Source organism: Nocardioides speluncae (assembly GCF_003121585.1).
GTDB classification, from domain to species: Bacteria; Actinomycetota; Actinomycetes; order Propionibacteriales; family Nocardioidaceae; genus Nocardioides; species Nocardioides speluncae.
The window spans coordinates 70605-95031 of sequence record NZ_QEOO01000022.1; the positions used below are offsets into that span (position 1 = coordinate 70605).

Here is a 24427-nt window from a genome sequence, read left to right on the forward strand (position 1 = left end):
TCACGACTCCACCCCGACGTGGGTGCGGTGGTGTGCCGGCGAGTCGATCTCGTCCAGCAGGGCGATCCCGAGGTCGGCATAGCTGACCCGGCTCGTGGCGTCCGCACTCGCCACCCGATAGGCGCCCGTCCGCTCCCCGCCGAAGTCCCCAGCCGGACTGACCGCCACCCAGTCCAACGCGGACTCCCCGAGGACCTCGAGCAACCCGGCGTGGGCAAGGAAGAACGAGCGGTACGCCGTCGGGTAGCCGTCGGTGTCCATCAGCGGCACACCGTCGGCAGTCGGCAGGATGGACGCGAGGCCGACCACGACCACGCGCGTCACACCCGCTCTGGTCAGGCCGTTGTCCAGGCTCTGCCCTGCACGACGGAAGAACTCGTCGGCCGGGGCAGCGCCGTCGTACACCGCCACGATCGCAGCGTCGTGCCCGGCCGCGACCGCTGCCACGCTGTCCGCATCGGTGACGTCGCCGGCGACCAGCGCGACCCCGGTCTCGCCGAGGGCGGCGTACTGTCCTGGATCGCGCACCACCGCAGTCACCGCATGACCGCGGCGGCGCGCCTCGGCCGCCGCCGCCGAACCCGCCTGGCCACCTGCTCCGAAGATCACGACGTTGCCCATTGCTGTCCCTTCCTCACCGGCCCCGACCCGTGTCAGTGGCTCGATGCGGGACGCTAGCCAGCCGCGTGGTTTCCAACCGGAAACCGGCTACCGTCACGGGCATGCCGACTCCGCTGCCGCCGGACCTGTTCGACGAGCTGTGCCCGTCGACGCTGAACCCCGTGCGGGTGGGCGACAAGTGGGGCGCGATGATCGTGCGCTGCCTGGAGGGCGGGCCGCGCCGCTTCTCCGAGCTGAGGGTGCCACTGCACGGCATCACAGCGAAGTCGCTGACCACGTCGCTGCGCCGGCTGCAGCGCGACGGCCTGGTATCCCGCAACGTGGGTGCCGGAAGGTCGCCACAGGTGACCTACGAGCTCACCCCGCTGGGCCGCAGCATGATCGAGCCGCTCAACGATCTCTGTGCCTGGGCCGCCGAGCACTGGGACGAGCTGCTCGACGCCCGTGAGGCCGCAGACCTCGGCTGACCGCGACTGGCGAGGCCGTAGAGTGCACCCTCGTGGGTGAAGTCTTCGCAGGCCGCTACGAGCTCCTCGACCCCGTCGCTGTCGGCGGCATGGGCACCGTCTGGCGCATCCACGACCGCGCCGACGAACAGGTCAAGGCGGCCAAGATCCTGCGCCAGTCCGACGCCGCCACGCTGCTGAGGTTCGTGCGCGAGCAGTCGATGCGGATCGACCACCCGCACGTCGTCACGCCGCAGTCATGGGCCGGCATGGACGACCGGGTGCTGTTCACGATGCCGCTGGTGCGCGGCGGCTCGGTGGCCACGCTGATGAGCGAGTACGGCGCGCTGCCGGTGCGCTGGATCGGGATGCTGCTCGACCAGGCGCTGCAGGCGCTGGAGGCGGTGCACGCGGCCGGGATCGTGCACCGCGACATCAAGCCCGCCAACCTGCTGCTGGAGCCCACCCGCCGCGGCGTACCGCATCTGCGGGTGACCGACTTCGGCATCGCCGTCCCACTCGACGAGCCGCGGATGACGCACGCCTCGATGGTGATCGGCAGCCCCGGCTACATGGCGCCCGAGCAGTGGCACGGTGCCGACCCGGACCCGCGCCAGGACCTCTACGCCCTGGGCCTGGTCGGCCTGGAGATGCTCACCGGCCAGCGGCCGCCGGCGAACGCCGGCGAGCCGACCCTGCCCGAGCTGACCGGCGACGCGGCGCACGACGGCCTGGTCGAGCTGCTCGGCCGGGCCACCCGCGAGGAGGTGACCGCCCGACCCGCCTCCGCGTCCCAGCTACGTCAGGAGCTCGCCGCCCTCCGGCTCACCGCGATCCCCCCGGCACCCGATGAGGAGGTGTCGGTGCGCGACCACTTCGAGGACGGGCCGGTCGCCCAGTTTCCGACCCAGCCGTTCTCGATGCCGACGGTCACCAGCGCCTCCTCCGCCGCGTCGTCGACCGCGCAGACCACGCTCACCCCGAACGGCGACGCCGCCACCGCCGCGGTCGACGCCAGCTGGCCGAGCCAGCGCAACCGCCCGTCCGGCACCCGTCCGGAGACCGCGGCACGGCCCGCGCTTCCAGGCGCGGAGGCCATAGCTCGGCGCAGGTCGCCGCTGCCCGGCGTACTTCTGATCGCGTTCGGCCTCGCCTGCCTGGTCGCCGCCGTCCTGGTCCTGCTCTCGATCTGACCGGCTAACGGCGGCGGAGCAGGGTCAGTCCGCCACCAGTGGCGACCAGCCCGACCAGCGCGAGGGCGGTGGCGGCGATGATCTTCTGGGTCCGCTTGGCGTCCAGGGCGTCCTGCTCGGCCTTGGAGATCCCGGACCCCGACACCACGTCGCTGCGGGTGTCCGGCCCGACCAGGAACGGCGGCTCCTTGAAGTACTCCGGTGCTGGCTCGCCGTCGCCGCGGATCTCGACGTCGAGGGTCACCGGCAGCTCGCGCGGGTCTCGTTCGAGGTCGGTGAGGGTCTCGGCACCCAGCACCACGTAGAAGTCGCCCGGTGTCGTAGTGCCGGCGGTCTCGCTGTCGTACCGGGGCTGGAGCCGGACTGGGCCGGTCGCGTTGATCAGCTCGACCGGCTCCTCGTCGGACACGGTCCCGTCGCCCACCGCGTCTTCGTAGGGGCTCGCGATAGTGGCGCCCATCGGGCTGAGGAAGGACAGCTCGACGTTAGGCCCGTAGACCGAAAGGGTCTCGTCCTCGGCCTGCACGGTCGGGATGTGGGCCCGCGCGATGAGGTCCTGGCCCCAGTCGAGCGGCACCTTCCAGACCTGCGCGCCGCCTTCGAGGAGGGTGGTGGTGAAGCTCCCGGTCGTCAGCTCCGGAGCGTCGGCCAGCGAGGTCGCTCCGGCCAGCGGCTCGGTCTCACCCGACACCTTCGGGGTCGGCACCGGAGTCTCCGCCTTCACCCCGGGTGGCATGTCGGCGACCGCCGTCTTGACCCGGGCCTCTTCGACGATCTTGATCGCGACCGGGACGGACTGGTCACCGGTGCCGTTGTGGGTGACCTTGATCCGGAGCGTGCGCGCCACGGTGCACTCGCCCTCCCAGCTCTCAGCGTCGCTCGAGCCCACGAACACCGACGTGCCGAACGGCCACACGCCGGCACCGCGGTCAGCGTTGCCGTCCGCGCAGGACGCGTCGTCGGCGGTGGTGACCGACAGGCTGATGGAGTCACTGAGATCGGGCAGGCCCGCCGTCATCGCGCCGACGAGGACGGTGCTGGTCTCCTCGCCCTCTGAGGCGCGGGTGTACTCGTAGTAGTGGGTCCCAGAGGCGACGTCCGAGCCCAGCTCGTCGATCCAGACGCCGGCGGTGAGCTCGGTCGGCTTCGCCGCGTCGGTGCTGCCGGTGCCGCCCGGGACCGGCGTACCGCCGAGCTCGATCGGGTCGGCGGCGGCCTGGCCCGGCGCCGCGGCAAAGAGTACGACGAGTGCCGCAGCCGCGGTCGCTGCCAGCTGCCTGAGTCTCATGCTGCCGAACGATAGCGACCCCAGGGACATGCCCTAGAAGTCGCCTGCGGCCTGGCGGACCGGGCGGAGCAGCTCGGAGATGCCGGTCAGCTGCTCGTCCTCGAGTGCGCCGAGGGCGAAGTCGGCGGCGACCAGGTCCGCGGTCGCCCGCTCGACCAGCTCACGGCCGGCGTCGGTGATCTCGGCGAGCACCGTGCGGCCGTCCTCGGGGTGGGGTACGCGCCGTACCAATCCGGCCGCGGTCAGCCGCTGCACGATCGAGGTGACCGAGGTCGGGTGCACCTGCAGCCGCTCCCCCATCTTGCCGAGCGGCAGCGATCCGCGGGAGGAGAAGACGAGCAGCACCAGTGCCTCGTAGCGGGCGAAGGTCAGGCCGTGCGGCTTGAGGATCGCGTCCAGCCGGCCGATCACCAGCTGCTGGACCCGCATCAGCGAGGTGACCGCGTGCATCGCGGGAACCCGGTCCCAGCGCTCCCCCCACTGCCGGGCAGCCTCGTCGATCGGGTCGAACGGGAGTGTCACTGGCGGCGGCTAGTTCGGCGTACGGCCGCGGAGGCCGGACCGCTGTACGACTCGCTGGATGGTCAGGTCGCGCTCGTCGGGCCGGCCGATGTACCGGATGTCGCGCAGGCCCTGCTCCTGGGCGGCGGACTCGAAGGTGAAGTGGCCGAAGCCCAGGATCCGACCGTGCCACGGCTTGATCACGCTGATGTCGAGGATTCGGATCAGCGGCATCGTGGCCAGCTTCTGGGAGAAGACGCCGTTGACCCGGAACACCCGCATGTTGGTGATCACGAAGCGGTCCATGTGCTGGGTCAGCGCCTTCCAGCCGGCGTGCATCAGCACCGCGATTCCGAGCACGAACGGGAACCAGGCCAGGTCGACCCGGGTGAACGGCACCACCAGGATCAGGATCAGCGCGACGAGCATCTCCAGCACGGGGAGAGCGAACACCACCCAGTGGTGGCGCACCTCGTCGACGATGACCTCGCCCTCGTCACGGAGCAGGTGTCGCTTGATGTTGGGGTCGGTGAGACCGCTCAGCAGCGCCACGGCGCCCTCCTCCGGCTCGGCCTGTTAGACGAGTTCGTTGATGAAGTCGATGACGTTCTCGAACGCTTCCTGGATCAGATCCCAGCCGTTGCCGCCGCCGGACTTGGTCAGGTCTGCCAACCCAGTGGGGTCCGTGAACATCCAGAACCCGACGAAGAGCACGCCGACGATAATCAGGAGCTTCTTCGTGTCCATGACTTCTACCTTTCCAGCGGCCGTGCGGACATGGCGGACCGGCACGCGCAACAACTCAACATCTCGACGGTACGACGAATGGCAGGCGCACGAACATCCCTCTTGACCGAAATCTCCCGATGCGCCGTCCCTTAAGCCTGTTACGACGCTAGCAGCCGGCACCGACACTCGTCCGACCAGCGCGCCGAGCGCGAGATCACGTGTCGGTGAACTAGGGACTAGGCGAACTCGGCAAGCAGCTCGTCGGCAGCGGCGTACGGGTCGAGCTCGCCGGCAACGACCCGGGCGGCCAGCGCATCCAGCTCGCTGCGGGCGTGCACATCGCCCCAGCGCTCGCGGAGCGCGGTCACCGCGATCGCCTCGACCTCGTCCCGCGCCCGTCGGGTACGACGCGCCGCCAGCTTGCCGGACTCCTCCAGCCAGGCCCGGTGGCCGTCGATCTCGGCGGCTGCCTCGGCGACCCCGTCGCCGTTCTGGGCCACGGTCTTCAGGATCGGCGGCCGCCAGGCCCCGTCGGCCCGCTCAGCGAGCCGGAGCATGCCGCGGAGATCGCGGCGTACGTCGTCGGCACCGTCGCGGTCGGCCTTGTTGACGACGTACACGTCGCCGATCTCGAGGATCCCCGCCTTGGCCGCTTGGATGCCGTCGCCGAGGCCGGGCGCGAGCAGCACCAGCGTGGTGTCGGCCAGGCCCGCGATCTCCACCTCGCTCTGACCGACGCCGACGGTCTCCACCAGGACCACGTCGCAGCCGGCGGCGTCCAGCACCCGCAGCGCCTGCGGCGTCGACCAGGACAACCCGCCCAGGTGTCCGCGAGAGGCCATCGAGCGGATATAGACGCCGGCGTCGAGCGCGTGCTCGGACATCCGGACCCGGTCGCCGAGCAGCGCCCCGCCGGAGAACGGCGAGGACGGGTCCACCGCGAGTACGCCGACGCGCCGGCCGGCCCTGCGGAGCTCGCTGACCAGCGCGGACGTGAACGTCGACTTGCCGACGCCCGGCGAACCGGTCACGCCGACGACGTGCGCGCGCCCGGCGTGGCCGACCAGCGACGTCATCACCTCGCGCAGCAGCGGCGAGGCGTCCTCGACCATCGAGATCAGCCGCGCCACCGCCCGCGGATCACCGTCGCGGGCGCGGGCAACGAGGTCGGGTACCGACGGAGCTGCCCGGGCCGGTCGCGGCGACCGGTCAGCCACGTCGGTCAAGTCGATCCCTAGCTCTGTGTCAGGCCTTGGGGACGCGGATGATCAGCGCGTCGCCCTGACCGCCACCGCCGCACAGCGCGGCCGCGCCGGTGCCGCCGCCGCGCCGCTTGAGCTCGAGCGCGAGGTGCAGCACGATCCGGGCGCCGGACATGCCGACCGGGTGGCCGATCGCGATCGCGCCGCCATTGACGTTGACCTTGTCCTCGGAGGCGCCGAGCTGGCGAGCGGACTCGATGCCGACGGCCGCGAACGCCTCGTTGAGCTCGAACAGGTCGATGTCGGAGACCGCGATGCCCTCCTTCTCGGCAGCCTTCGCGATCGCGTTGGCCGGCTGCAGCTGCAGCGTCGAGTCGGGGCCGGCGACCTGGCCGGAGGCGCCGATCTCGGCGAGCCACTCCAGGCCGAGCTCCTCGGCCTTGGCCTTGCTCATCACCACGACCGCGCAGGCGCCGTCGGAGATCTGGGACGCCGAGCCGGCGGTGATGGTGCCGTCCTTGGCGACCGGGCGGAGGCCGGCCAGCGACTCGACGGTGGTGTCGCCGCGAATGCCCTCGTCCTGCGCGACCACGACGTCGCCCTTGCGGGAAGAAATAGTCACAGGGACCACCTCGTCGTCGAACACGCCGTTCTTCCAGGCCAGTGCCGCGCGCTGGTGGGACTGGGCCGAGAACGCGTCCTGCTCCTCGCGGGAGAGGTTGGCGCTGGCGACGTTGCAGCTCTCGGTGAGGTTGATCATCGCCTGGTCGGTGAACTGGTCGTAGAGCGCGTCGTACGCCATCGAGTCGACCAGCTTGGTGTCGCCGTACTTGAAGCCCTCACGGGACTTCGGCAGCAGGTGCGGGGCCTGGGTCATCGACTCCATGCCGCCGGCGATGACGATGTCGTGCTCGCCGGCGCGGATCAGCTGGTCGGCCAGCGCGATCGCGTTGATGCCGGACAGACAGACCTTGTTGATCGTGATCGACGGGATGCTCATCGGGATGCCGGCCTTGACCGCGGCCTGGCGGGCGGTGATCTGGCCGGCGCCGGCCTGGATGACCTGGCCCATGATCACGTAGTCGACCTGGTCGCCGGCCACGCCGGCCTTCGCCAGAGCGCCCTTGATCGCGACCCCGCCGAGGTCGGCGGCCGACAGGTCCTTGAGCCCACCCAGGAGGCGGCCGACCGGGGTACGCGCCCCGGCAACGATGACTGATCCGCCGGTGTTCGATGACATGGGGTTCCTCCTGGCGTGCGGGTTCGGATACTGGCGACGATACCCACCTCGCGCGGCCGTGGGGAGAGCGCCCGGGTGCCGGGTAGGTCACACCAGGTGTCCGATTGCTCCCGGGACACTGGTGACCCTCAGAACCACCCGGCCTGGTCCGATGTCTGTCCGATCGGCCGATACCTGGCGAACTGCGCCGGATGTTCTGCTGAGGGGAGCCTCGGCCGGCTCCCGGACTAGGGATGTGGTCCTAGGAGCCCGCCCGAGGCCGGGAATCGGCGCGGCCCGGTGTCGGAATGCTCACACCGGGTCGCGCCTCGCTCTCCGACGTACGACGATGTGCGGCATGACCGCACCGCTGGACCTTCCCGAGCACCTCTTCACCGCGATCGACCACGTCGGCATCGCCGTACCCGACCTGGACGAAGCGATCGCGTTCTACCGCGACACCTTCGGCATGCGGGTCGCCCATGACGAGACCAACGAGGAGCAGGGCGTCCGGGAGGCGATGCTCGCGGTCGGCGACTCCGGCTCCTGCATCCAGCTGCTCGCGCCGCTGAACGAGGGGTCCACGATCGCGAAGTTCCTGGACCGCTCGGGGCCGGGCCTGCAGCAGCTGGCCTACCGGGTGGTGGACGTGGAGGCGGTCTCCGCGGTGCTGCGCGAGCGCGGGGTACGCCTGCTGTACGACGCACCGCGGCGCGGCACCTCCAACTCCCGGATCAACTTCGTGCACCCTAAGGACGCCGGTGGCGTCCTGGTCGAGCTGGTCGAACCGGCCGCCGACGCCCCCACTGACCCCCACTGACAAGCACTGAGAGTTCACACACATCTGTTCCGCGCCACCGTTACCGGCCGGTAATCTTCGGCGCGTTCCACCTGACACCCAAGCCTGAGGGAGCCAACCCGTGCAGAACATCCTCGACGCGATCCTCGCCGACGACACCGGCAAGGACGACTTCGCCAGCCTGGAGCTCCCCGAGTCCTACCGGGCGATGACCGTCCACAAGGACGAGGTCGACATGTTCGAGGGCATGCCCTCGAAGGAGAAGGACCCGCGCAAGTCGCTGCACGTCGACGACGTACCGCTGCCCGAGCTCGGCCCGGGCGAGGCGTTCGTGGCGGTGATGGCCTCGGCGATCAACTACAACACCGTCTGGACCTCGATCTTCGAGCCGGTCTCGACGTTCGGCTTCCTCGAGCGCTACGGCCGCGAGTCCGACCTCGGCGCGCGGCACAACCTCGACTACCACATCGTCGGCTCGGACCTGTCCGGCGTCGTCCTCGCCGTCGGCGCGGGTGTCACCAAGTGGAAGCCCGGCGACCGCGTCGTCGCGCACTGCCTGTCGGTGGAGCTGGAGGCTCCCGACGGCCACAACGACACGATGCTCGACCCGTCGCAGCGGATCTGGGGCTTCGAGACCAACTTCGGCGGCCTCGCGGACGTCGCGATGGTCAAGGCCAACCAGCTGATGCCCAAGCCCGAGCACCTCACCTGGGAGGAGGCCGCCTCCCCCGGCCTGGTGAACTGCACCGCCTACCGCCAGCTGGTCTCGGCGAACGGCGGCAACATGAAGCAGGGCGACAACGTGCTGATCTGGGGGGCCTCCGGCGGTCTCGGCGGCTTCGCCACCCAGTACGCGCTCAACGGCGGCGCGAACCCGATCTGCGTTGTCTCCAACGAGGAGAAGGCCAAGATCGTGCGCAGCATGGGCGCCGACAAGGTCATCAACCGCTCCGAGATGGACTTCAAGTTCTGGAACGAGGAGGGCACCCAGCAGAACCCCAAGGAGTGGCTGCGCCTCGGCAAGGCGATCCGCGAGCTCACCGGCGGCGAGGACATCGACATCGTCTTCGAGCACCCGGGCCGGGAGACCTTCGGCGCCTCGGTCTTCGTGACCCGCAAGGGCGGCACGATCACCACCTGCGCGTCCACCTCGGGCTACATGCACGAGTACGACAACCGCTACCTGTGGATGAACCTCAAGCGGATCATCTCCTCGCACTTCGCCAACTACCGCGAGTCGTGGGAGGCCAACCGGCTGATCGCACAGGGCAAGATCCACCCCACCCTGTCGAGGACCTACCGGCTGGAGGACACCGGTCAGGCCGCGCTGGACGTCCACCACAACCTGCACCAGGGCAAGGTCGGCGTGCTCTGCCTGGCCCCCGAGGAGGGCCTGGGCGTGCGCAACCAGGAGCTCCGCGACCAGCACCTCGACGCGATCAACCGCTTCCGAGGCATCTGAGCCCGGATCCACCGATAGGCGCCGTAGCGAGCGTCGCCAGGCGGGTGTGATGGCAAGGCGGCGGAGCGAAGGCGGGCCGGAGGCCCGTCGAGTCTTCGCCAACGCAGCCAGCGCGCCCGCATGGAGGCGCTCGGTAGGTGGCTATCGGTGGATCCGGGCTAGGACACCGGGAGTACGACGCAGCAGCCGGCCGTGGCACCACGCCACCGGCCGGCTGCTGTCATTTGGCCTGCCCATGTGACCCGCCATCTGACCTGGCCTTTGATCTGCTCTTTGGCCGGGACCGCCACTCTCGGGCGTGCCGCCTGCGCACAACCCTCGGCCGTGCGTCAGAATGCTCCGCACAACACCGCCACCCGAGTCACCACGTCGGTACAGACCCGCCGACACCACCGCAAAGCGGACACCCGCATGGGCCGACTATGCAGTTCCGGCCGATGTCCGGGCCCGGGGTGTGTTCTTTGCTCGGGATCGGGAAGTATGGGCCCTACCATCCCGGGGGGCACACCTGAGCAGGAAGAGGTACGCACGTCATGAGTGACAAGGGCCTGTCCATCTTCGACGAAGAGCCGGAGGCTGCGGTCGACGACCAGGCAACCCAGGTGCTCGCCGCCCACAAAGAAGCCCGCACGTCGGGGTCGTCCTCCACGACCGCGCGGCCGCCGCTCCCGCCCGTCCAGGCCCTCCCCTCGTTCCCCGTCGTCCGCAAGGGCGGCTACGAGCGTGAGGCCGTCGACGCCCGCCTGCGTCAGTTCGCCGCCGAGAAGTCCGGGCTCAGCACCAGCCTCACCTCCTCCGAAGCTCGGGTGATCGAGCTCGAGGCGGAGCTCAAGAGGTCCAAGGCCCAGCTCGCCGAGGTCGACACTCCGTCGTACACCGGGCTCGGTGGGCGCGCCAGCGAGATGCTCCGGCTCGCCGAGGAGGAGGCCGGCGACGTCCGCCACGAAGCCGCCCGGGAGGCAGCCGAGATCCGCGAGCAGGCCACCAAGGACGCCAAGGCGATCCGCGCCGCCGCCGCGCGCGAGGCCGAGGACATGCGGATCGTGCAGAGCAAGGAGCTCGAGGACAGCCGCGGCCGGATCCTCGAGGACGCCGAGCAGGAGCGCAAGCTCGCCCTGGCCGAGGCGGCCGACGCGGTCGCCACCGCCAAGCGGGAGACCGACGCGCTGCGCCTGGCCGCGCAGAACGAGACCAACGACCTGCGCACCACCACCATGCGCGATGCCGAGAAGCTGCGTGCCGCCGCCGACCGCGAGGTCGCCGAAGCCCGTCGTACGCTCGCGGTCGAGAAGGAGCGGCTGGCCCGCGAGGCCGCCGAGCACCACGCCAGCGCCACCACGGAGACCAAGCGCCTGGTCGAGGAGGCCGAGCAGCGGGCATCGGCCGCCGAGCAGCGGGCGCAGGAGGCGATCGCACAGGCCACCACCCACCGCCAGCAGGCGCAGAGCGAGTCCGAGGCGCAGCTGGCCCGCGCGCGCCGCGAGGCCGAGCAGATCGTCCAGGCCGCCCACACCCAGGCCGAGGCCGCCACGGCCACCGGGCAGGAGGAGGCCGAGCGCGAGCTCGCCACGCTGCGCACCGAGGTCGACCAGCTCAGCCGTCGCCGCGACGCCATCGCCTCCCAGCTCGGTGCGCTGCGCAACGTGGTGGCCGGCTTCGGCGACGAGGCCTGATCCCACCGGATGGTCGACGCAGCCGAGGACGCCGCCGAGGGCGCGGCCAAGGCCGACGACGCCGCGGCCCGCGCGGCATCGGCGGCGGCGCGCGCTGAGGACGCCGCCGACGAGGCGGCCGAGCAGCTAGCGGCGTACCCCCTCGGCAAGCCGGGCGAGCCGCTGCAGCGCCACTCGGCGTTCTACATCGGCTTCTTCGGTGGCCTCGGCGCGCTGGTCGCGTGGTGGCTCGGGCAGCAGATCCTCGCGGTCGGATCGATCCTGATTCTGATCGTGGTGGCGATGTTCCTCGCGGCCGGGCTGAACCCGGTGGTGGAGTTCTTCATGCGCCGCGGCCTGGCGCGCTCCTGGTCCGTGCTCGGCGTGATCGTCGTGGTGCTGCTCGGGATCACGCTGTTCGTCGCGGCGATCGTGCCGGTGGTCAGCGACCAGGTCGCGCTGCTGACCGAGAACGCCCCCGGGTGGCTCGACCAGCTGGCCAACAACCAGCAGATCAAGGAGCTCGACGAGCGGTACGACGTCATCGACAAGGTGCGCGAGTACGTCCAGGACGGCGACTTCGCCAGCAAGATCTTCGGTGGCGCCGTCGGCGTCGGCATCGCCGTACTCTCCGCGCTGGCCAACGCCTTCATCGTGATCGTGCTGATGCTCTACTTCCTGGCCTCGCTGCCGGCGACCAAACAGGCCATCTACCGGCTGGCCCCGGCCTCGCGCCGCGAGCGCGTGAGCAGCCTCGGCGACCAGGTGATCCGCAGCGTCGGCGGCTACGTCTCGGGCGCGTTCGTGGTGGCGATGTGCGCCGGCTTCACCTCGCTGATCTTCCTGTTCATCGTGGGCCTGGGCGAGTACGCCGTGGCGCTCTCGGTCGTGGTCGCGCTGCTGTCGCTGATCCCGATGGTCGGCGCGACGATCGCGATGGTGATCGTCTCCCTGATCGGCCTGACCGTCAGCCCCGGCACGGCCATCGCCTGCTTCATCTTCTACCTGGCCTACCAGCAGGTCGAGAACTACGTGATCTACCCGAAGGTGATGGCCCGCTCGGTCAACGTCCCCGGCTCGGTGACCGTGATCGCGGCCCTCATCGGCGCCTCGCTGCTCGGCTTCGTCGGTGCGCTGATGGCGGTGCCGACCGCGGCCGGGGTGCTGATGCTGACCCGGGAGATCTTCATCCGACGGCAGGACGCTCGTTAGCGGGTGACCCGGTAGGTCACGTGCACGGCCTCGGCGGTCGCCACGACTCCGGTCTGCTCCAGCTCGACCGGCGCGGCACTCGAATCGGCGAACAGCGGTGTGCCGGCGCCGAGAAGCACGGGTACGACGTGCAGCCGCATCTCATCGACCAGGCCCGCGGCCAGGCACTGCTGGACGACCGACGCGCCGCCCACCACGATCACGTCCTTGCCGCCGGCCGCCGCCCGCGCCTTGGCCACGGTCTCCGGCACACCGTCGGTGACGAACTCGAACGACGTCGGGCCGCGGTCGACGTTCTCGTGCGGCCGGTGGGTCGCCACGAAGCAGGGCCTGCCGAAGGCGCCGTCCGCGCCCCACGTTCCGATGCCGACCTCGAACATCCGGCGGCCGAGGACCACCGCGCCGGCAGTCACGAACATCGCTGCGGCCGCCTCGTGATCGGCCTCGGCCGGGGTCGCCCCTTCGAAGCCCAGCCAGCGGTGCAGGCGATGCCCGGCGGTCCCGAACGGTCGCTCGACGCTGACCTCCTCGCCAGCAAGGTAGCCGTCCAGCGACGGGCTCACGTCCACGATGACCTTGCTCATGCGATCAGCCCTTCTGCTCAGGTCAGGTGCCGGTGACGACAGGGAGAGGGGCCTCACGGGGCTCGCCGAGCTTGACGGCGACCACGCCCACCAGGATCAGCACGCCGCCGAGCAGCTGCACCACCCGCGGCAGCTCGCCGAGCAGCAGCCAGGCTGCGACGAGTGCGGCCACGACCTCCAGCAGCGCCACGAAGGAGGCCAGCCGGGAGCCCAGCCGGCGGCCGGCCTCGATGCCGGTGACGTAGGCGAGGGCCGCGGTCACCACGCCGAGGGCGAGCACCGGTAGCCACCACGGGACGGTGCCGACGGCGTACTCCACGTCGGCGGTGGACGCGGCGAGCGGCAGGATGCCGACCCAGCCGGCCAGCAGCAGCGTGACGGCGCCGACCGCCAGCCCACCAGCGGCGAGCACGATCGGCGGCAGCCCGGTGGACTCGTCGGCCGACAGGATGAAGTACGTCGCCGCGCCGACCATCGCTCCGAGCGCCCACAGCACGCCGACCGGGTTGAGGGCGGCTCCGGACATCAGGTCGAGCACGAGGACCAGCCCGGCCGCCGCGATCACCGCGCCCAGCACCGTCAGCCGCCCGGGACGCTGGCCGTGTCGCGCCCACAGCCAGCAGATCACCGCGACCGGCGCGGTGTACTCGATCAGCAGGGCGATGCCGACCTCCATGTGCACGACCGCGTTGAAGTAGCACAGCTGGGCGCCCGCCACCGCGGCGACGCCGTACACCGTCACCATCCGCGCGTTCTGGCGCAGCAGCCCCCAGCGGCCGCGCAGCGCGATGACGGCCGGGATCGCCAGGACCGCTGCGGCGACCAGCACTCTCATGGTCACGGCCGCGGCCGGCGTCCACCCGGCGTCCATCAGGCCGCGGGCCAGCGAGCCGGACAGCCCGAACGAGATGGCAGACGCCAGCGCGAACGCCAGCCCAGCGCCGATGCGCTGGCGGGAGAGGTTCACCGTGTCATCTGTCATCGTCGCCATGACACATGACGGTAGTTGGATGTGTGTAATCTGTCAATGTGCTTTTCACTAATGACACTGAGACCTCGCTGCAGGCTGCTGTCGCCCTGGTGAACTCCTTCGACGAACCGGACACCCTGGAGACCGTCGAGCAGCTGGACTCGTACTTCGACGAGTTCCAGTACACCGGCCGGCATGACCGCGACGCCGCCGAGCTCGAGGCCGTGCGCGCGCTCCGGCCACGGCTGCGCGCGCTGCTCACCGCCGACCGCGACGGGGCGGTGGAGCTGGTCAACCGGATGCTGGCCGAGTCGCGCGCGGTCCCCCAGCTGGTGCGTCACGACCAGTGGGACTGGCACATCCATGCGGTCGAGGTGGATCAGCCGTTCGCGACCCGGATCCTGGTCGAGACCGCGATGGCGATGATCGACGTGATCCGCGCCGACGAGATGTCGCGGTTCGGGATCTGCGCGGACGACGACTGCGACGGCGTCGTCCTCGACCTGTCTCGCAACCGCTCGCGCATGTTCTGCAGTACGACGTGCAGCAACCGCGCCGCCGTCGCCGCCTACCGGGCGCGCCAGGCCCGAGCCTGACTCCCGGGCCTGGCGCGGCCCTCAGCCGAGGATGCCGATGAACAAGCCGGCGAACTCGCCGGTCTCGTCCGCCGGGCCGTGCAACGTCACCGGCACCGCGCCGACCGTCCACTCCTGGACGATCGCCCGGGTCAGCTTCTTGTCCGGCCACCCCTCGCCCTGGTTGACCTGGGGGCACTCACCACCGAGATGGACGACCAGCCGCTGGGTGTTCACGCTGCCTGCGGCTCCGAACTTGTCCTCACCCCGGGCCTCGATCACCGCCACCTCACCCGAGTCACGCGGTGCGGTGCAGCGAGCGTGCGGAGCCCGGTGGACCGCTCGGAGCAGCCGCTCGGTGGCCTCGGCGTCGAACTCCGCTGTCGTTGCCAGCCGCAACCGGCCATCGTCCTCGCGATAGGTGCAGACCGTCATCCCGAGCGGCGGACCCAGGCCTTCGTCGCCGACGCCGGAGGCCGTCGGCGGCGCGTCCAACTCGGGCGCACAGGCGGCATCGGCCGGAATCGGCCGGGCACTGCCCAGGATCTGGGCGCGGAGCTCGGCATCGTCGGTCGCGACGGTCACGGTTGTGCCGCCCACCTCGACCGTCTCCTCGGTGTAGCCGCTGAGCTTGACCGTGCCGGGCTCCAGCGGCGCGCCCAGCCAGACGTACGGCGCTGCCGGCGCCGGCCGATTGGCAGCGTCGATCGTGGTGCAGGCGTCGGTCAGGTACACCGGCCGCCCGACGTACGCCGCCGACGGCCGGCCGAGGTCACTGGCGGCGCGAGCGGAGCCGATGCCACAGTCCAGCAGGGTGCCGTCCTCGACCGGCGCTCCACCCCAGCCCCAGGTCGGCGGGACCTTCACCTCGACGCCGCGCCAGGCCTCCGTACGCCAGTCGGCGGGCACGTCGACCGCGACCGGTGCGTTCGACTTCGTCGGCTGGGCAGGCCCGCCACCATCTCCGCCGCCCGTCTGCGCGATCGCGACCCCTCCGACCGCGATCGCGGCCACCGCGGCGGCCACGAGCAGCAGCCGGCCGGCGCTGGGCGTCCGCCCCGCGGCGGCTCGGGCCCGATCGGCCACCGGTACATCGACATCCGCCTCGTGAGCGTGCCGCTCCAGACTCTCCCGAACCATCTGCTCCACCTTCTCCTCACGCATGATCAGCCTCCTCTGCCTCAAGCTCGGTGCGCATCGCGGCCAGCGCCCGATGCACATGGGAGCGGGCGGTCGCCTCCGCGCAGCCCAGGATCCGCGCGATCTCGGCGTACTCCAGGTCCTCGAAGAAGCGCAGCACGATCGCCGCCCGCTGAGTCCTGCCGAGTCCCGCACAGACCCGCCACACCGCGTCGTCCTCGGCGATCCGGACGGCCGGGTCGGCCGCCGCCGACAGCACTCGCACCTCCGGCACCGCCGACTCGCGCCGGCCGAACCGGCGCCACCACGACACGTGGGCGTTGACGACCATCCGGCGCACGTAGGCATCCGGGTCGTCGGCGCGCTGGATCCGCGACCAGCGCTCGCACGCCGAGGTGAGCGCGGTCTGCACCGCGTCCTCCGCGGCGTGCTGGCTGCCGGTCACCAGGTACGCGAACCGGATCAGCGCCGGCACCCGCGCCGACACCCATTCGTCGAAGCTCAGCTCACCGGCCGTCATCGCCCCCACCGCCACATCCATGCAGAACTGACGTCGGCGAGCCCGATCGCGTTGCAGTCGGGCGCAACTATTCCTGAATCGGCTTGGGGACCGGGACGTCCTTGTAGGCGGACAGGTTGTGGGCGTTGTACGCCGAGGTGTCGGCGGTCTCCATCGGGCCGTCCCACTCCCGCGGCAGAGGTACGGCGACCGACGGGGCAACCCGGCGTACCACCTCGTCCAGGACCCGCTCGGCATCGCCGACCCACAGATGCTTGGAGCCGGCCATCGGCACCACCTCGGCCTGCGGAACGGCCGCGAACCGCTCGGCGGCCTCCGCCGGCCGCAGGTAGTCGTCGAACTCCGGCACCAGCGCGGTCACCGGCTTGCCGGCCTCGGCCCAGGCGGCCAGATGCGACGGCTCCGAGAAGCGCAGCGGCGGCGACAGCAGGATCGCGCCCTGCACGCCCGGGTCCAGGCCGTGCATCAGCGCGACGTCGGTGCCGAAGGACCAGCCGACCAGCCAGATGTTGGGCAGGTCGTGGAACTCGGCGTACTCGATCGCGGCGGCCACGTCGAACCGCTCCCCGCGGGCGTTGTCGAACGCGCCCTCGCTGGTGCCCTGCTCGCTCCACGTGCCGCGCGAGTTGTAGCGGAGCACCGCGATCCCAGCGAGCGCCGGCAGCCGGAACGCCGCCTTGCGGAAGACGTGGCTGTCCATCATGCCGCCGTGCGTGGGCAGCGGGTGCAGACAGATCAGCGTGGCCACCGGCGCCTGCTCGGCGGGCACCGCCAGCTCCGCGACCAGCTTGAGGCCGTCGGCGGTCTCGAGCGTCAGCGGCTCCCGGCGGGCGGGCAGGACGGAGTTGGCACGGATCTTCTGCGACATGCACCTATTCTCGGCCACGCCCCGGGATCGGTCGAAACGGCGACGAACCGGGCTCCGAGCGATCCAGACTCGGTGCTGACCAGGTCGGACTGGTCGCCCCCTCTCCTAGGAGTACCGATGTCACCCACCACCCTCCGCCGCCCGAACCGGGCCGCGGTCCTCACCCTCTGCGCAGCACTCGCCCTGTCCGCCTGGCTGCTCCGGCCCACGCCGGCCGGGAGCGCCGACGCCCCCAGCGCCCCCGGAGCTGCCGCCATCCCGGCGAGCCAGCGGGCCGGCAGCCTCCGGCTCTCCGGCTTCAGCACGGTGATCCTGCCCATCCGCTCCTTCTCGATCGGCGCACACGTGCCGGCAGGCGGTGCCAAGGCGACGTTCGCGGAGGCGCAGGTCGCGCTCGACGCGCACGCGGTCTCGCCGGCGATCCTGCGCACCACTGCGACCGGAGCCCACGTACCGAAGCTGACCGTGGTGCTCTACCACGCAGGCACCACGACCAGGTTCCAGCAGTGGGAGCTCGAGGAGGTCACCTTCGCCAGCACGAACACGGCCAAGTCGGGCAACGCCGGCGACACCCACGAGCAGCTGGCCATCCGCTACGCGAAGATCACCGAGTCGATCTACGCCAGCAACGGGACCACGCTGCAGTCCAAGTTCTGCTTCAACATCGCCGCCAGCCAGACCTGCTAATGGCCGCTCCTAACGCTGACCGGGCACTAATGGTTCACAAATCGCGCCGACCGGGCACTTGTGGCGAGGTCATCTCGCCACAAGTGCCCGGTCGACGCGTTACGACAAACCAAATGTGCCCGGTCAGCGACTAGGGGGTCGGCGGTACGACGCTGATCCGCGCCGCCTTGTTGCCCTGCAGCGCCTTCACCACCCAGATCACGGTGTTGAAGGCGACGCCGTCGTCACTCGGGTTGCCGGTGCCGAGGATGCCGATCCCGATGTCGGTCCCGTAGAACTCCGGCAGCGGGGTGCCATCGGCGTCGACTACCCGGGTCGAGTACTGCTCGTTCCCCCTCGACGGCACCACTGTGGAGGCGTCGATGTCACGGAAGAACAGGCTGGTTCCCCGGATCTCGATGCCCGGGTACCAGGTCCGGGTGTCGCGGAACGTCTTCACCGGAGCCTGCGGATCGAAGGTGTTGCACTCCTCGGTGAAGTCCGGCTTCGGCTGGCACTCCTTGAACCGCTTGGTGTCGACCAAGCCGAACGCCGCGTTCGACGACTGCGGCCGCGACGGCAGGTTCTTCAGCGTCGTCGGGTCGAGGGCGGCGTTCGCCCCACTGCGGCGCAGCGGGTCGAAGTGGCTGTCCACGATCAGCAGCCCGCCCTTGGCGCCGGCGCTCGGGAGCACCGTCGACTGGGCGTTGTTGGCCACGTGGTTGACGTTGCCGAACGTCGTGTCGCGGTACCACACGAGCATGCCCGGCGCGTTGTACTTGATCTTCTCGACCTTCCAGGCGCCGTTGGTCGCCGGCGCGCCGGTCTCCGAGTACGTCGTGTCGTAGGCGTACTGCAGGCCCTTGTCGAAGCCGTTGTAGTTGCGCCATTCGACCAGGTAGTACTGCTGCTTGACCTCGGTACCGGAGTGCTTGACCCAGCCGGCGCCGGACGTGTTGGTCCAGGTGCCGCCGGTCTGTGTCCAGCCGTTGTTGTCGGCGCCTTCGACGTCGTCGGTCCAGGTGGTCGCGCCACCGCCGGTGACCGAGAAGTCGTCGCCGAACCAGCCCCGCTCCAAGAACCCGGCGTCGGTCGCCTGCCGCAGCCGCAGCTGGATGGTCTGGCCTGCGAACCCGCTCAGGTCGACGTAGTCGTGCCGCCAGCCGTGGGTGTCGCCGGTGAGGCCGTACTTCTTGCCGCCGTAGTCGGCCAGCCGCCCGTTCGGGTCGGGGTAGTCGTCGTCGGTCGAGACCAGCGTGCCGGTCTCGTCGTACACCTTCTGCTCGGTCCAGGTGGTGCCGCCGTCGGTCGAGACCTCGACGAACCCGTAGTCCCAGTCCGCCTCGATGACGTAGTTGTTCCACATCCAGAACTTCGCGTCGGCGGCGTCAGGCACCTCGACGGTCCGGCTGAGCTTGACGTCGGCCCAGTCCTGGTCGGCGCTGGAGTACCACATGTTCGCGCCGCTGTGCGGCTCGGCGAGACTGATCACCTTCTCCGGCAGGTTGACCTTGAGCCCGTCCTCGGTGCCCGCGGGCGGCCGCGAGGTCTGGCCCACCACAGCCGTCTGTACGTCGTCGCCAGGCTCGATCTCCAGCGGGTCGGCCCAGCCCAGCACCCACTTGTCCCACAGACCCATGTGGGTCGGCATCGACTGGAAGATCGGTCCCGAGTGCGAGCCCGAGGACATCAGGTCCCAGAAGTCGACGTCGGAGTCCCCGGCACCGGAGGTGTCGTAGAGGTCCGGGAGGCCGAGGTCGTGGCCGTACTCGTGGGCGAAGACGCCGACGCCGGAGTCCTCCGGCTGCACGATGTAGTTGGACAGCCGCAGGTCGGTGCCCGGGATCGGAGCGCCCCCGGCTACCGCCGAGGAGTGGGCCCAGATCGAGTAGGTGCCCTCGGCACCACCGCCGCTGGACTTGTCCGCGCCGGCGTGCACGAGTACGACGTGGTCGATCACGCCGTCCGGTTCGAGCAGGTTGCCGTCACCGTCGACGTCGCCCTGGTCCTCGACGTCGTAGTCGGCCCATGGGAAGTCCGGCTCGGCCTCAGCGAGCGCGGCCACGGCGTCGATCGGCAGCTGGCCGGGGCCGAGATCGTTGTCCGGGTGGCCCTGCATGTCCTGGACCGCGCCGTACGTCCAGTTGCCTTCCTCGTCCTGGAAGCAGGTGGTCGCGCCGTACCAGGCCTCGGAGTGCGGCACCTCGACCCACGGCGTGGTCTTGCCGGAGACGGTGTAGGCGCCCTTCGACATCTCCTCGAACATGTTCTTCATCGTGTAGCCGGAGATGTCGATGCCGCGCCTGCCGTCGGGCCCGCGCAGGTCCTTGCGGACCCGCTCGGTGATGCCCTTCTTGGTGAACAGCATCTTGTCGAAGTGGCGCGGAGAGAAGTCCGGCACCCACATCGAGTTGTTGTCCTTCTGGTCGAAGTCCGCCGGGTCGGGGAGCTCGTTGTGCAACGGCCCGTTCAGGCTGGCCGCGCCGGGCTTGCAGCCCTCAGAGCCCCAGAACTCCGGGACCTGGGTGCCGGAGAAGTCGTCGTTGGCGGCCTCGTTGAACTCGACCAGGATGGTGAGCAGCTTGGCGACCTGCGGGCCCTTCTTCTTACCGGCGGCCTTGCTGTTCAGCTCCTGCGGGCTGAGCCCGGTCCGGATCGCCTTGGCCTCGGTGCGGGCGAGCTGACGCGCCGCCTTCGGGTTGCCGGCGGCGTGCTTGGCGTCGTACGCCGCAGCCTCGTCGAGGGCGTCCTTGAGGATGGCCTTGTTCTTCGCGCCGTTCTTGCTCAGCCGGACGTCGACGTCGAAGGCCTTCTCGGCGCGCGGGGCGACGTAGTTGATGTAGTAGTCGTCACCGGCTGCGCTGGCTGCCTTGTCGGCCGGGGCCGGGTCCGGCTTCGCCGTCGTACCCCCGGACGCGCCCGTCGACGCCAGACCGGCGGCGACGAGAGCGAGTGCTGGTACGGCGACCGCGGCGCGCAGGCGGTTGCGCGCGAGTCTGCTCGTCTTCATTTTTCTCCCTACCTGAGGCCCGGCCTGTCTCCCTCACCGGGACTTCCCTGCCGCTTCGTGGGCGGATAGGACCCGATCCTGCACCTGTCAGCGGCGTACCGCTAGGCCTACCAGCAGGTCATAACCGGACAGTTCAGACCCCGCTGGCGGCGGTGCCAGGAGTGAAGACGGGCCGGGTCAGCGGTGGGAGTAGTCGCGGAAGCCGCGCTTGGTCTTGCGGCCGAGGTAGCCGGCGGTGACCAGGTGCTCCAGCAGCGGGGCGGGAGCGAAGCCGGGCTCGCGGAACTCCAGGTAGAGCTCCTTCTGGATCGCCAGCGAGACGTCGTTACCGACCACGTCGAGCAGCTCGAACGGGCCCATCGGCAGCGCACAGCCCAGCTTCATCGCGGTGTCGATGTCGTCGGCGGTCGCGTAGTGCGCCTCCAGCATCTTGACCGCGTCGTTGAGGTACGGGAACAGCAGCGCGTTGACGATGAACCCGGCCCGGTCGCTACAGGACACGGCGTGCTTGCCGACCTTGGCGCACAGCGCGCGGACGGTCTCGGCCACGTCGTCGGAGGTGCTGACCGTGGTCACCACCTCGACCAGCTTCATCACCGGCGCCGGGTTGAAGAAGTGCATGCCGATGACGTCCTGCGGCCGGCTGGTCGCCTTGGCGCAGGAGATGATCGGCAAGCTCGACGTCGTGGTGGCCAGGATCGCGCCAGGCTTGCAGATCTCGTCGAGGTTCTCGAACAGAGTGGTCTTGATCCCGAGGTCCTCGGCGATCGCCTCGACCACGATGTCGACCGACTTCAGGTCGTCGAGCTTGGTGGTGCCGGTCAGCCGGCCGAGCACCTCGGCCTTGGCCGACTCCTCCAGCTTGCCGCGCTGGATCGCCTTGTCCAGCGAGCGCTCGATCGTCGCCTTGACCCCGTCGACCTTGTCCTGCGAGCGGCCGACGTACAGCACGTCGTACCCGGCCTTGGCGAAGACCTCGACGATGCCGGACGCCATGGTGCCGGTGCCGACCACGCCGACCTGCTTGATGTCGTGCTTGAACTGCGGGGCGTCGTCGGCCGACGGGGTGTGGGCGTCGTCTACGACAGCGGAGGTGTCCGGGCCCTCGTAGGTATAGAAGCCGGCGCCGGTCTTGCGGCCGAGCAGGCCCGCGGTGACCATCTGCTTGAGGATCGGGGCGGGCGCGTGCAGCCGGTCGCGACCCTGCTTGTACATCGTGTCGAGGATCTCGTACGCCGTGTCCAGGCCGATCAGGTCGAGCAGCGCCAGCGGGCCCATCGGGTAGCCACAGCCGAACCGCATCGCCGCGTCGATGTCCTCGCGGCTGGCGTACTTGCCTTCGTACATCGCCACCGCGTGGTTGAGGTAGCCGAACAGCAGCGTGTTGGCGATGAAGCCGGCCTTATCGCCGCAGACCACCGGGCTCTTGCCGATCTTCTCGACCAGCGCCTTGGTGGTGTCCAGGACCTCGGGCTCGGTGACCACGGTGCGGATGATCTCGACGAACTTCTGCACCGGCGCCGGGTTGAAGAAGTGGACGCCGACCACGCGGCCAGGCCGCGAGTTGGCGGTCGAGATCTCGGTGACCGACAGCGAGGAGGTGTTGGTGGCGAGCACCGTCTCCGGCGAGACGATCTCGTCGAGCTGGGCGAACAGCTCCTTCTTGGTCTCCAGCGACTCCACGACCGCCTCTACGACCAGCTCAGCGTCGGCGAGCGCCTTCAGGTCGGTGGCGAACGAGATCCGGTCGAGCAGCGCCTTCTGCTCGTCCTCGGTCAGCTTGCCGCGCGCGACCGCTCGGCCGGTGGAGTGCTCGAGGTGCTGGCGGCCCCGCTCCACGGCCTCGTCGTTCAGCTCTACGCCGATGACGGTGACGCCGTTGCGGGCGAAGACCTCGGCGATTCCGGCACCCATGGTGCCGAGGCCGATCACGCCGATGGTGCCGAATTCACGCTGCTCGCTGGTCATGCCCGGGATCATGCCATGATCCGGGCGGCCTCGGACTGTGGGTCCAGTCACGCTCTCAGCGGCCGGCGGTGGCCTCGATCTCGCGCTGCAGCGCGCCCACGGAGTGCTTGACCGCTATCCCGACGAACGGCTCGATCGCCTTCCCGAGCGCCTTGCTGGCGATCCCGCCGGGCAGCGTGTAGGAGATGTCGGCGCTCACTCGGGTGCTGGTCGCGTCGACCGACTCGAACCGCCACGTCGACGAGCAGACGAAGCCCTTGATCGAGTCGAACGCGAACTGCTCGCCCTCGGTGAACTCGACCACCTTGACGCGAGTCTTGATCGGCGCACCGATCGTCAGCGCGGCGTCGAACACCGAGTCCAGGCCGTAGTCGAGGTCGCCGACCGGCACGAACCTCTTCACGCCGTACAGCCAGGTCCCGACGTGGCGATAGTCCGCGATGTACGCGAACGCCTGCTCCCGCGACGCGGCACAGACCGCCGATGCGTGTACGTCGACCATGGCGGGGACGCTACCCGAGGTCGGCGACCAGCCGGCGGACCATGCCGACCCGTGCGTCGTACCTCAGAGCGCGTACGCGCAGGCCGCCCACGCAGTGAGATGCCACGGCGTCGAGAGATCGCTGCCGTTGCGGTTGGCGATCGCGGCCGAGACATGCCACACCTCGGCGCCGTTGGGGAAGTCAGGGGAGACATCGGGCGGATAGACCATGGGCTGGCTGTCGCGGCTTCCGGAGATCATCGACCCGGAGTTGGTCGAGAAGCCTCCTCCGATGACCCGTTTCCCGGCCGGGCACGCTGCCTCCGCCGTCAGCGATCCCGCAGCCGTGCCACTGACCTGAACGGACTTGTACTCCAGCCCACTGATTCCGTTCGTACCCGGGACGCCCTGCTGGCCGGGCTCTCCCTGCTGGCCGGGCTCTCCCTGCTGACCCGGCACGCCCTGCTGACCCGGCTCTCCCTGCTGACCGGGCAGACCCTGCGGGCCGGCCGGTCCTCTCGGGCCGACCTTGCCCTGCAGCTTCACCTCGGCGCTGTCGTTGATGTCGGCCAACTGGAGGGTGCCGTTGCGCACGTCGCGCGACTGGATCGTCTCGTCCTTGATGTTCGCGGAGGTCACGACGAGTGCGGCGTACGAGGTTCCCCCGGTGGCGATGACGAGTGCCAGGGTGGCTGCGACGTCGGCGAAGCGGGGACGGTAGCGAAGCATGCTGGAACTCCTCGGGCTCGGGGGTGTGGACCGGCCGAACTATCGCACGACGGACCGGCGTGCGTTCGGAGTTTCCCGGTTATCGCCCCAGCCGGCGCACCATGCCCACGCGGGCGTCGTACCTCTCCAGGAGTTGTTCGTGCTCGAGATGGCGGGCCAAGACGCCGGTCGGCTCCTCCACGACCGCGAACCCGAGCCGCAGATAGTACGGCGCGTTCCAGGGAACGTTCGCGAACGTGGTCAGCGTCAACTCCTCGTGACCGCCGGCCGCCGCCGCGGCACAGCAGGCCTCGAGCAGCGCCGTACCGATCCCGCGGCGGCCGTGGTCGGGGTGCACCGCCAGCATCTCGAGGTGAGCCGAGCCGACCTCGACGAGCACGTTCGCGATGCCGACCGGCGGTCGTCCGGCCACCAGCAGGAAGCCCGGCTGCGCCGCCCGCCACTCGCCCGTGGCCGGCTGGTCCCAGGTCTCCGGCTGGAAGCGGTCGATGAAGAGCTGGTCGGCGGCCGCCTCGACCCCACCCAGCAGCGGCAGGTCGGAAGGCTCGGCCGGGCGCACGTCGTTCTGCAGGATCGTCAGGGGCTCACTGTA

At 70.2% G+C, this 24427-nt stretch carries 25 protein-coding genes; 8 read left to right on the forward strand and 17 right to left on the reverse strand.

The annotated features are described in order from the left end of the window. Entirely contained in the window at positions 1–621 is a 621-nt protein-coding gene (locus DDV73_RS12565; RefSeq protein WP_109507596.1) for an NAD(P)-dependent oxidoreductase, read from the reverse strand. Positions 622–722: 101 nt separating this feature from the next. On the opposite strand from DDV73_RS12565, the gene DDV73_RS12570 reads away from it, so the two are divergent. Together DDV73_RS12570 and DDV73_RS12575 are read left to right on the forward strand one after the other, a co-directional pair. Then, positions 723–1088 (forward strand): winged helix-turn-helix transcriptional regulator, encoded by a 366-nt coding sequence (locus DDV73_RS12570; protein WP_109507597.1) that lies wholly within the window; start codon positions 723–725, stop codon positions 1086–1088. A gap of 32 nt (positions 1089–1120) precedes the next feature. After that, positions 1121–2260, forward strand: coding sequence for a serine/threonine-protein kinase (locus tag DDV73_RS12575; protein ID WP_109507598.1), 1140 nt, complete (start codon positions 1121–1123; stop codon positions 2258–2260). 4 nt (positions 2261–2264) lie between these two features. Here the strand turns inward: DDV73_RS12575 and DDV73_RS12580 are convergent, their stop codons facing one another. The 6 genes from DDV73_RS12580 to DDV73_RS12600 all read right to left on the reverse strand — a co-directional run bounded on the left by DDV73_RS12580 (position 2265) and on the right by DDV73_RS12600 (position 7220). Further along, positions 2265–3548, reverse strand: coding sequence for a hypothetical protein (locus DDV73_RS12580; protein ID WP_109507599.1), 1284 nt, complete (start codon positions 3546–3548; stop codon positions 2265–2267). A gap of 33 nt (positions 3549–3581) precedes the next feature. Continuing rightward, positions 3582–4070 carry a MarR family winged helix-turn-helix transcriptional regulator gene (locus DDV73_RS12585; RefSeq protein WP_109507600.1) on the reverse strand — a complete coding sequence of 163 codons (489 nt, stop codon included), beginning with the start codon at positions 4068–4070 and terminating at the stop codon, positions 3582–3584. A 9-nt stretch (positions 4071–4079) separates the two neighbouring features. Next, positions 4080–4601, reverse strand: coding sequence for a PH domain-containing protein (locus DDV73_RS12590; protein ID WP_109507601.1), 522 nt, complete (start codon positions 4599–4601; stop codon positions 4080–4082). 24 nt (positions 4602–4625) lie between these two features. Continuing rightward, the gene (locus DDV73_RS27940; protein ID WP_154402750.1) at positions 4626–4796 is read right to left on the reverse strand and encodes a hypothetical protein; all 171 of its coding nucleotides are present in this window, start codon (positions 4794–4796) and stop codon (positions 4626–4628) included. Positions 4797–5014: 218 nt separating this feature from the next. Then, positions 5015–6004 carry a methylmalonyl Co-A mutase-associated GTPase MeaB gene (meaB, locus tag DDV73_RS12595; protein ID WP_240617264.1) on the reverse strand — a complete coding sequence of 330 codons (990 nt, stop codon included), beginning with the start codon at positions 6002–6004 and terminating at the stop codon, positions 5015–5017. A 19-nt stretch (positions 6005–6023) separates the two neighbouring features. Next, a complete protein-coding gene (locus tag DDV73_RS12600; RefSeq protein WP_109507602.1) occupies positions 6024–7220 on the reverse strand; it encodes an acetyl-CoA C-acetyltransferase in 1197 nt (398 codons plus the stop codon). 337 nt (positions 7221–7557) lie between these two features. Here DDV73_RS12600 and mce point away from each other — a divergent pair, with 337 nt between their 5' ends. The 4 genes from mce (at position 7558) to DDV73_RS12620 (ending at position 12324) form a co-directional block, all read left to right on the forward strand. Beyond that, a complete protein-coding gene (gene mce, locus DDV73_RS12605; RefSeq protein ID WP_109507603.1) occupies positions 7558–8019 on the forward strand; it encodes a methylmalonyl-CoA epimerase in 462 nt (153 codons plus the stop codon). Between the two features lie 100 nt (positions 8020–8119). Then, positions 8120–9460: a crotonyl-CoA carboxylase/reductase gene (gene ccrA / locus DDV73_RS12610; RefSeq protein WP_109507604.1), complete on the forward strand. Its 1341-nt coding sequence runs from the start codon at positions 8120–8122 to the stop codon at positions 9458–9460. A gap of 533 nt (positions 9461–9993) precedes the next feature. Next, positions 9994–11133 carry a coiled-coil domain-containing protein gene (locus DDV73_RS12615; protein ID WP_109507605.1) on the forward strand — a complete coding sequence of 380 codons (1140 nt, stop codon included), beginning with the start codon at positions 9994–9996 and terminating at the stop codon, positions 11131–11133. A 9-nt stretch (positions 11134–11142) separates the two neighbouring features. Then, a complete protein-coding gene (locus tag DDV73_RS12620; protein ID WP_109507606.1) occupies positions 11143–12324 on the forward strand; it encodes an AI-2E family transporter in 1182 nt (393 codons plus the stop codon). Here the strand turns inward: DDV73_RS12620 and DDV73_RS12625 are convergent. Continuing rightward, positions 12321–12908 (reverse strand): dihydrofolate reductase family protein, encoded by a 588-nt coding sequence (locus DDV73_RS12625; protein WP_109507607.1) that lies wholly within the window; start codon positions 12906–12908, stop codon positions 12321–12323. The two genes, DDV73_RS12620 and DDV73_RS12625, sit on opposite strands and share 4 nt — an antisense overlap. A gap of 22 nt (positions 12909–12930) precedes the next feature. Further along, positions 12931–13899 carry an EamA family transporter gene (locus DDV73_RS12630; protein ID WP_109507608.1) on the reverse strand — a complete coding sequence of 323 codons (969 nt, stop codon included), beginning with the start codon at positions 13897–13899 and terminating at the stop codon, positions 12931–12933. Positions 13900–13937: 38 nt separating this feature from the next. On the opposite strand from DDV73_RS12630, the gene DDV73_RS12635 reads away from it, so the two are divergent. Continuing rightward, entirely contained in the window at positions 13938–14474 is a 537-nt protein-coding gene (locus DDV73_RS12635; protein WP_109507609.1) for a CGNR zinc finger domain-containing protein, read from the forward strand. A 21-nt stretch (positions 14475–14495) separates the two neighbouring features. Here DDV73_RS12635 and DDV73_RS12640 read toward each other — a convergent pair whose 3' ends face one another. The 3 genes from DDV73_RS12640 to DDV73_RS12650 form a co-directional block, all read right to left on the reverse strand. Then, on the reverse strand, positions 14496–15617 hold the full coding sequence (locus DDV73_RS12640) for a hypothetical protein (protein WP_109507610.1): 1122 nt from the start codon (positions 15615–15617) through the stop codon (positions 14496–14498). Continuing rightward, positions 15610–16113 carry a SigE family RNA polymerase sigma factor gene (locus DDV73_RS12645; RefSeq protein ID WP_206050847.1) on the reverse strand — a complete coding sequence of 168 codons (504 nt, stop codon included), beginning with the start codon at positions 16111–16113 and terminating at the stop codon, positions 15610–15612. Before DDV73_RS12645 ends, DDV73_RS12640 begins: the two co-directional genes overlap by 8 nt. A gap of 67 nt (positions 16114–16180) precedes the next feature. Next, entirely contained in the window at positions 16181–16981 is an 801-nt protein-coding gene (locus tag DDV73_RS12650) for an alpha/beta hydrolase (protein WP_109507612.1), read from the reverse strand. 117 nt (positions 16982–17098) lie between these two features. Here DDV73_RS12650 and DDV73_RS12655 point away from each other — a divergent pair, with 117 nt between their 5' ends. Then, entirely contained in the window at positions 17099–17668 is a 570-nt protein-coding gene (locus DDV73_RS12655; RefSeq protein ID WP_109507613.1) for a type VI secretion system tube protein Hcp, read from the forward strand. A gap of 130 nt (positions 17669–17798) precedes the next feature. Here the strand turns inward: DDV73_RS12655 and DDV73_RS12660 are convergent, their stop codons facing one another. From DDV73_RS12660 to DDV73_RS12680, 5 genes are all read right to left on the reverse strand, one after another. Beyond that, positions 17799–20657 (reverse strand): immune inhibitor A domain-containing protein, encoded by a 2859-nt coding sequence (locus DDV73_RS12660; protein WP_109507614.1) that lies wholly within the window; start codon positions 20655–20657, stop codon positions 17799–17801. Between the two features lie 177 nt (positions 20658–20834). Beyond that, positions 20835–22625, reverse strand: coding sequence for a 3-hydroxyacyl-CoA dehydrogenase family protein (locus DDV73_RS12665; protein ID WP_170126025.1), 1791 nt, complete (start codon positions 22623–22625; stop codon positions 20835–20837). Between the two features lie 55 nt (positions 22626–22680). Continuing rightward, on the reverse strand, positions 22681–23127 hold the full coding sequence (locus DDV73_RS12670; RefSeq protein WP_109507616.1) for an SRPBCC family protein: 447 nt from the start codon (positions 23125–23127) through the stop codon (positions 22681–22683). 63 nt (positions 23128–23190) lie between these two features. After that, positions 23191–23835 carry a hypothetical protein gene (locus DDV73_RS12675; protein ID WP_109507617.1) on the reverse strand — a complete coding sequence of 215 codons (645 nt, stop codon included), beginning with the start codon at positions 23833–23835 and terminating at the stop codon, positions 23191–23193. A 79-nt stretch (positions 23836–23914) separates the two neighbouring features. Further along, the gene (locus DDV73_RS12680; protein ID WP_109507618.1) at positions 23915–24394 is read right to left on the reverse strand and encodes a GNAT family N-acetyltransferase; all 480 of its coding nucleotides are present in this window, start codon (positions 24392–24394) and stop codon (positions 23915–23917) included. Positions 24395–24427: the final 33 nt, after the last annotated feature.

Coding starts and splice junctions, on each gene's coding strand:
- DDV73_RS12565 (WP_109507596.1), bottom strand. CDS start 621: ATGGGCAACGTCGTGATCTTCGGAGCAGGTGGCCAGGCGGGTTCGGCG.
- mce (WP_109507603.1), top strand. CDS start 7,558: ATGACCGCACCGCTGGACCTTCCCGAGCACCTCTTCACCGCGATCGAC.
- DDV73_RS12640 (WP_109507610.1), bottom strand. CDS start 15,617: ATGCGTGAGGAGAAGGTGGAGCAGATGGTTCGGGAGAGTCTGGAGCGG.
- DDV73_RS12615 (WP_109507605.1), top strand. CDS start 9,994: ATGAGTGACAAGGGCCTGTCCATCTTCGACGAAGAGCCGGAGGCTGCG.
- DDV73_RS12620 (WP_109507606.1), top strand. CDS start 11,143: ATGGTCGACGCAGCCGAGGACGCCGCCGAGGGCGCGGCCAAGGCCGAC.
- DDV73_RS12660 (WP_109507614.1), bottom strand. CDS start 20,657: ATGAAGACGAGCAGACTCGCGCGCAACCGCCTGCGCGCCGCGGTCGCC.
- DDV73_RS12625 (WP_109507607.1), bottom strand. CDS start 12,908: ATGAGCAAGGTCATCGTGGACGTGAGCCCGTCGCTGGACGGCTACCTT.
- DDV73_RS12580 (WP_109507599.1), bottom strand. CDS start 3,548: ATGAGACTCAGGCAGCTGGCAGCGACCGCGGCTGCGGCACTCGTCGTA.
- DDV73_RS12600 (WP_109507602.1), bottom strand. CDS start 7,220: ATGTCATCGAACACCGGCGGATCAGTCATCGTTGCCGGGGCGCGTACC.
- DDV73_RS12645 (WP_206050847.1), bottom strand. CDS start 16,113: ATGACGGCCGGTGAGCTGAGCTTCGACGAATGGGTGTCGGCGCGGGTG.
- DDV73_RS12650 (WP_109507612.1), bottom strand. CDS start 16,981: ATGTCGCAGAAGATCCGTGCCAACTCCGTCCTGCCCGCCCGCCGGGAG.
- DDV73_RS12570 (WP_109507597.1), top strand. CDS start 723: ATGCCGACTCCGCTGCCGCCGGACCTGTTCGACGAGCTGTGCCCGTCG.
- DDV73_RS12665 (WP_170126025.1), bottom strand. CDS start 22,625: ATGACCAGCGAGCAGCGTGAATTCGGCACCATCGGCGTGATCGGCCTC.
- DDV73_RS27940 (WP_154402750.1), bottom strand. CDS start 4,796: ATGGACACGAAGAAGCTCCTGATTATCGTCGGCGTGCTCTTCGTCGGG.
- DDV73_RS12675 (WP_109507617.1), bottom strand. CDS start 23,835: ATGCTTCGCTACCGTCCCCGCTTCGCCGACGTCGCAGCCACCCTGGCA.
- DDV73_RS12630 (WP_109507608.1), bottom strand. CDS start 13,899: ATGGCGACGATGACAGATGACACGGTGAACCTCTCCCGCCAGCGCATC.
- DDV73_RS12670 (WP_109507616.1), bottom strand. CDS start 23,127: ATGGTCGACGTACACGCATCGGCGGTCTGTGCCGCGTCGCGGGAGCAG.
- DDV73_RS12655 (WP_109507613.1), top strand. CDS start 17,099: ATGTCACCCACCACCCTCCGCCGCCCGAACCGGGCCGCGGTCCTCACC.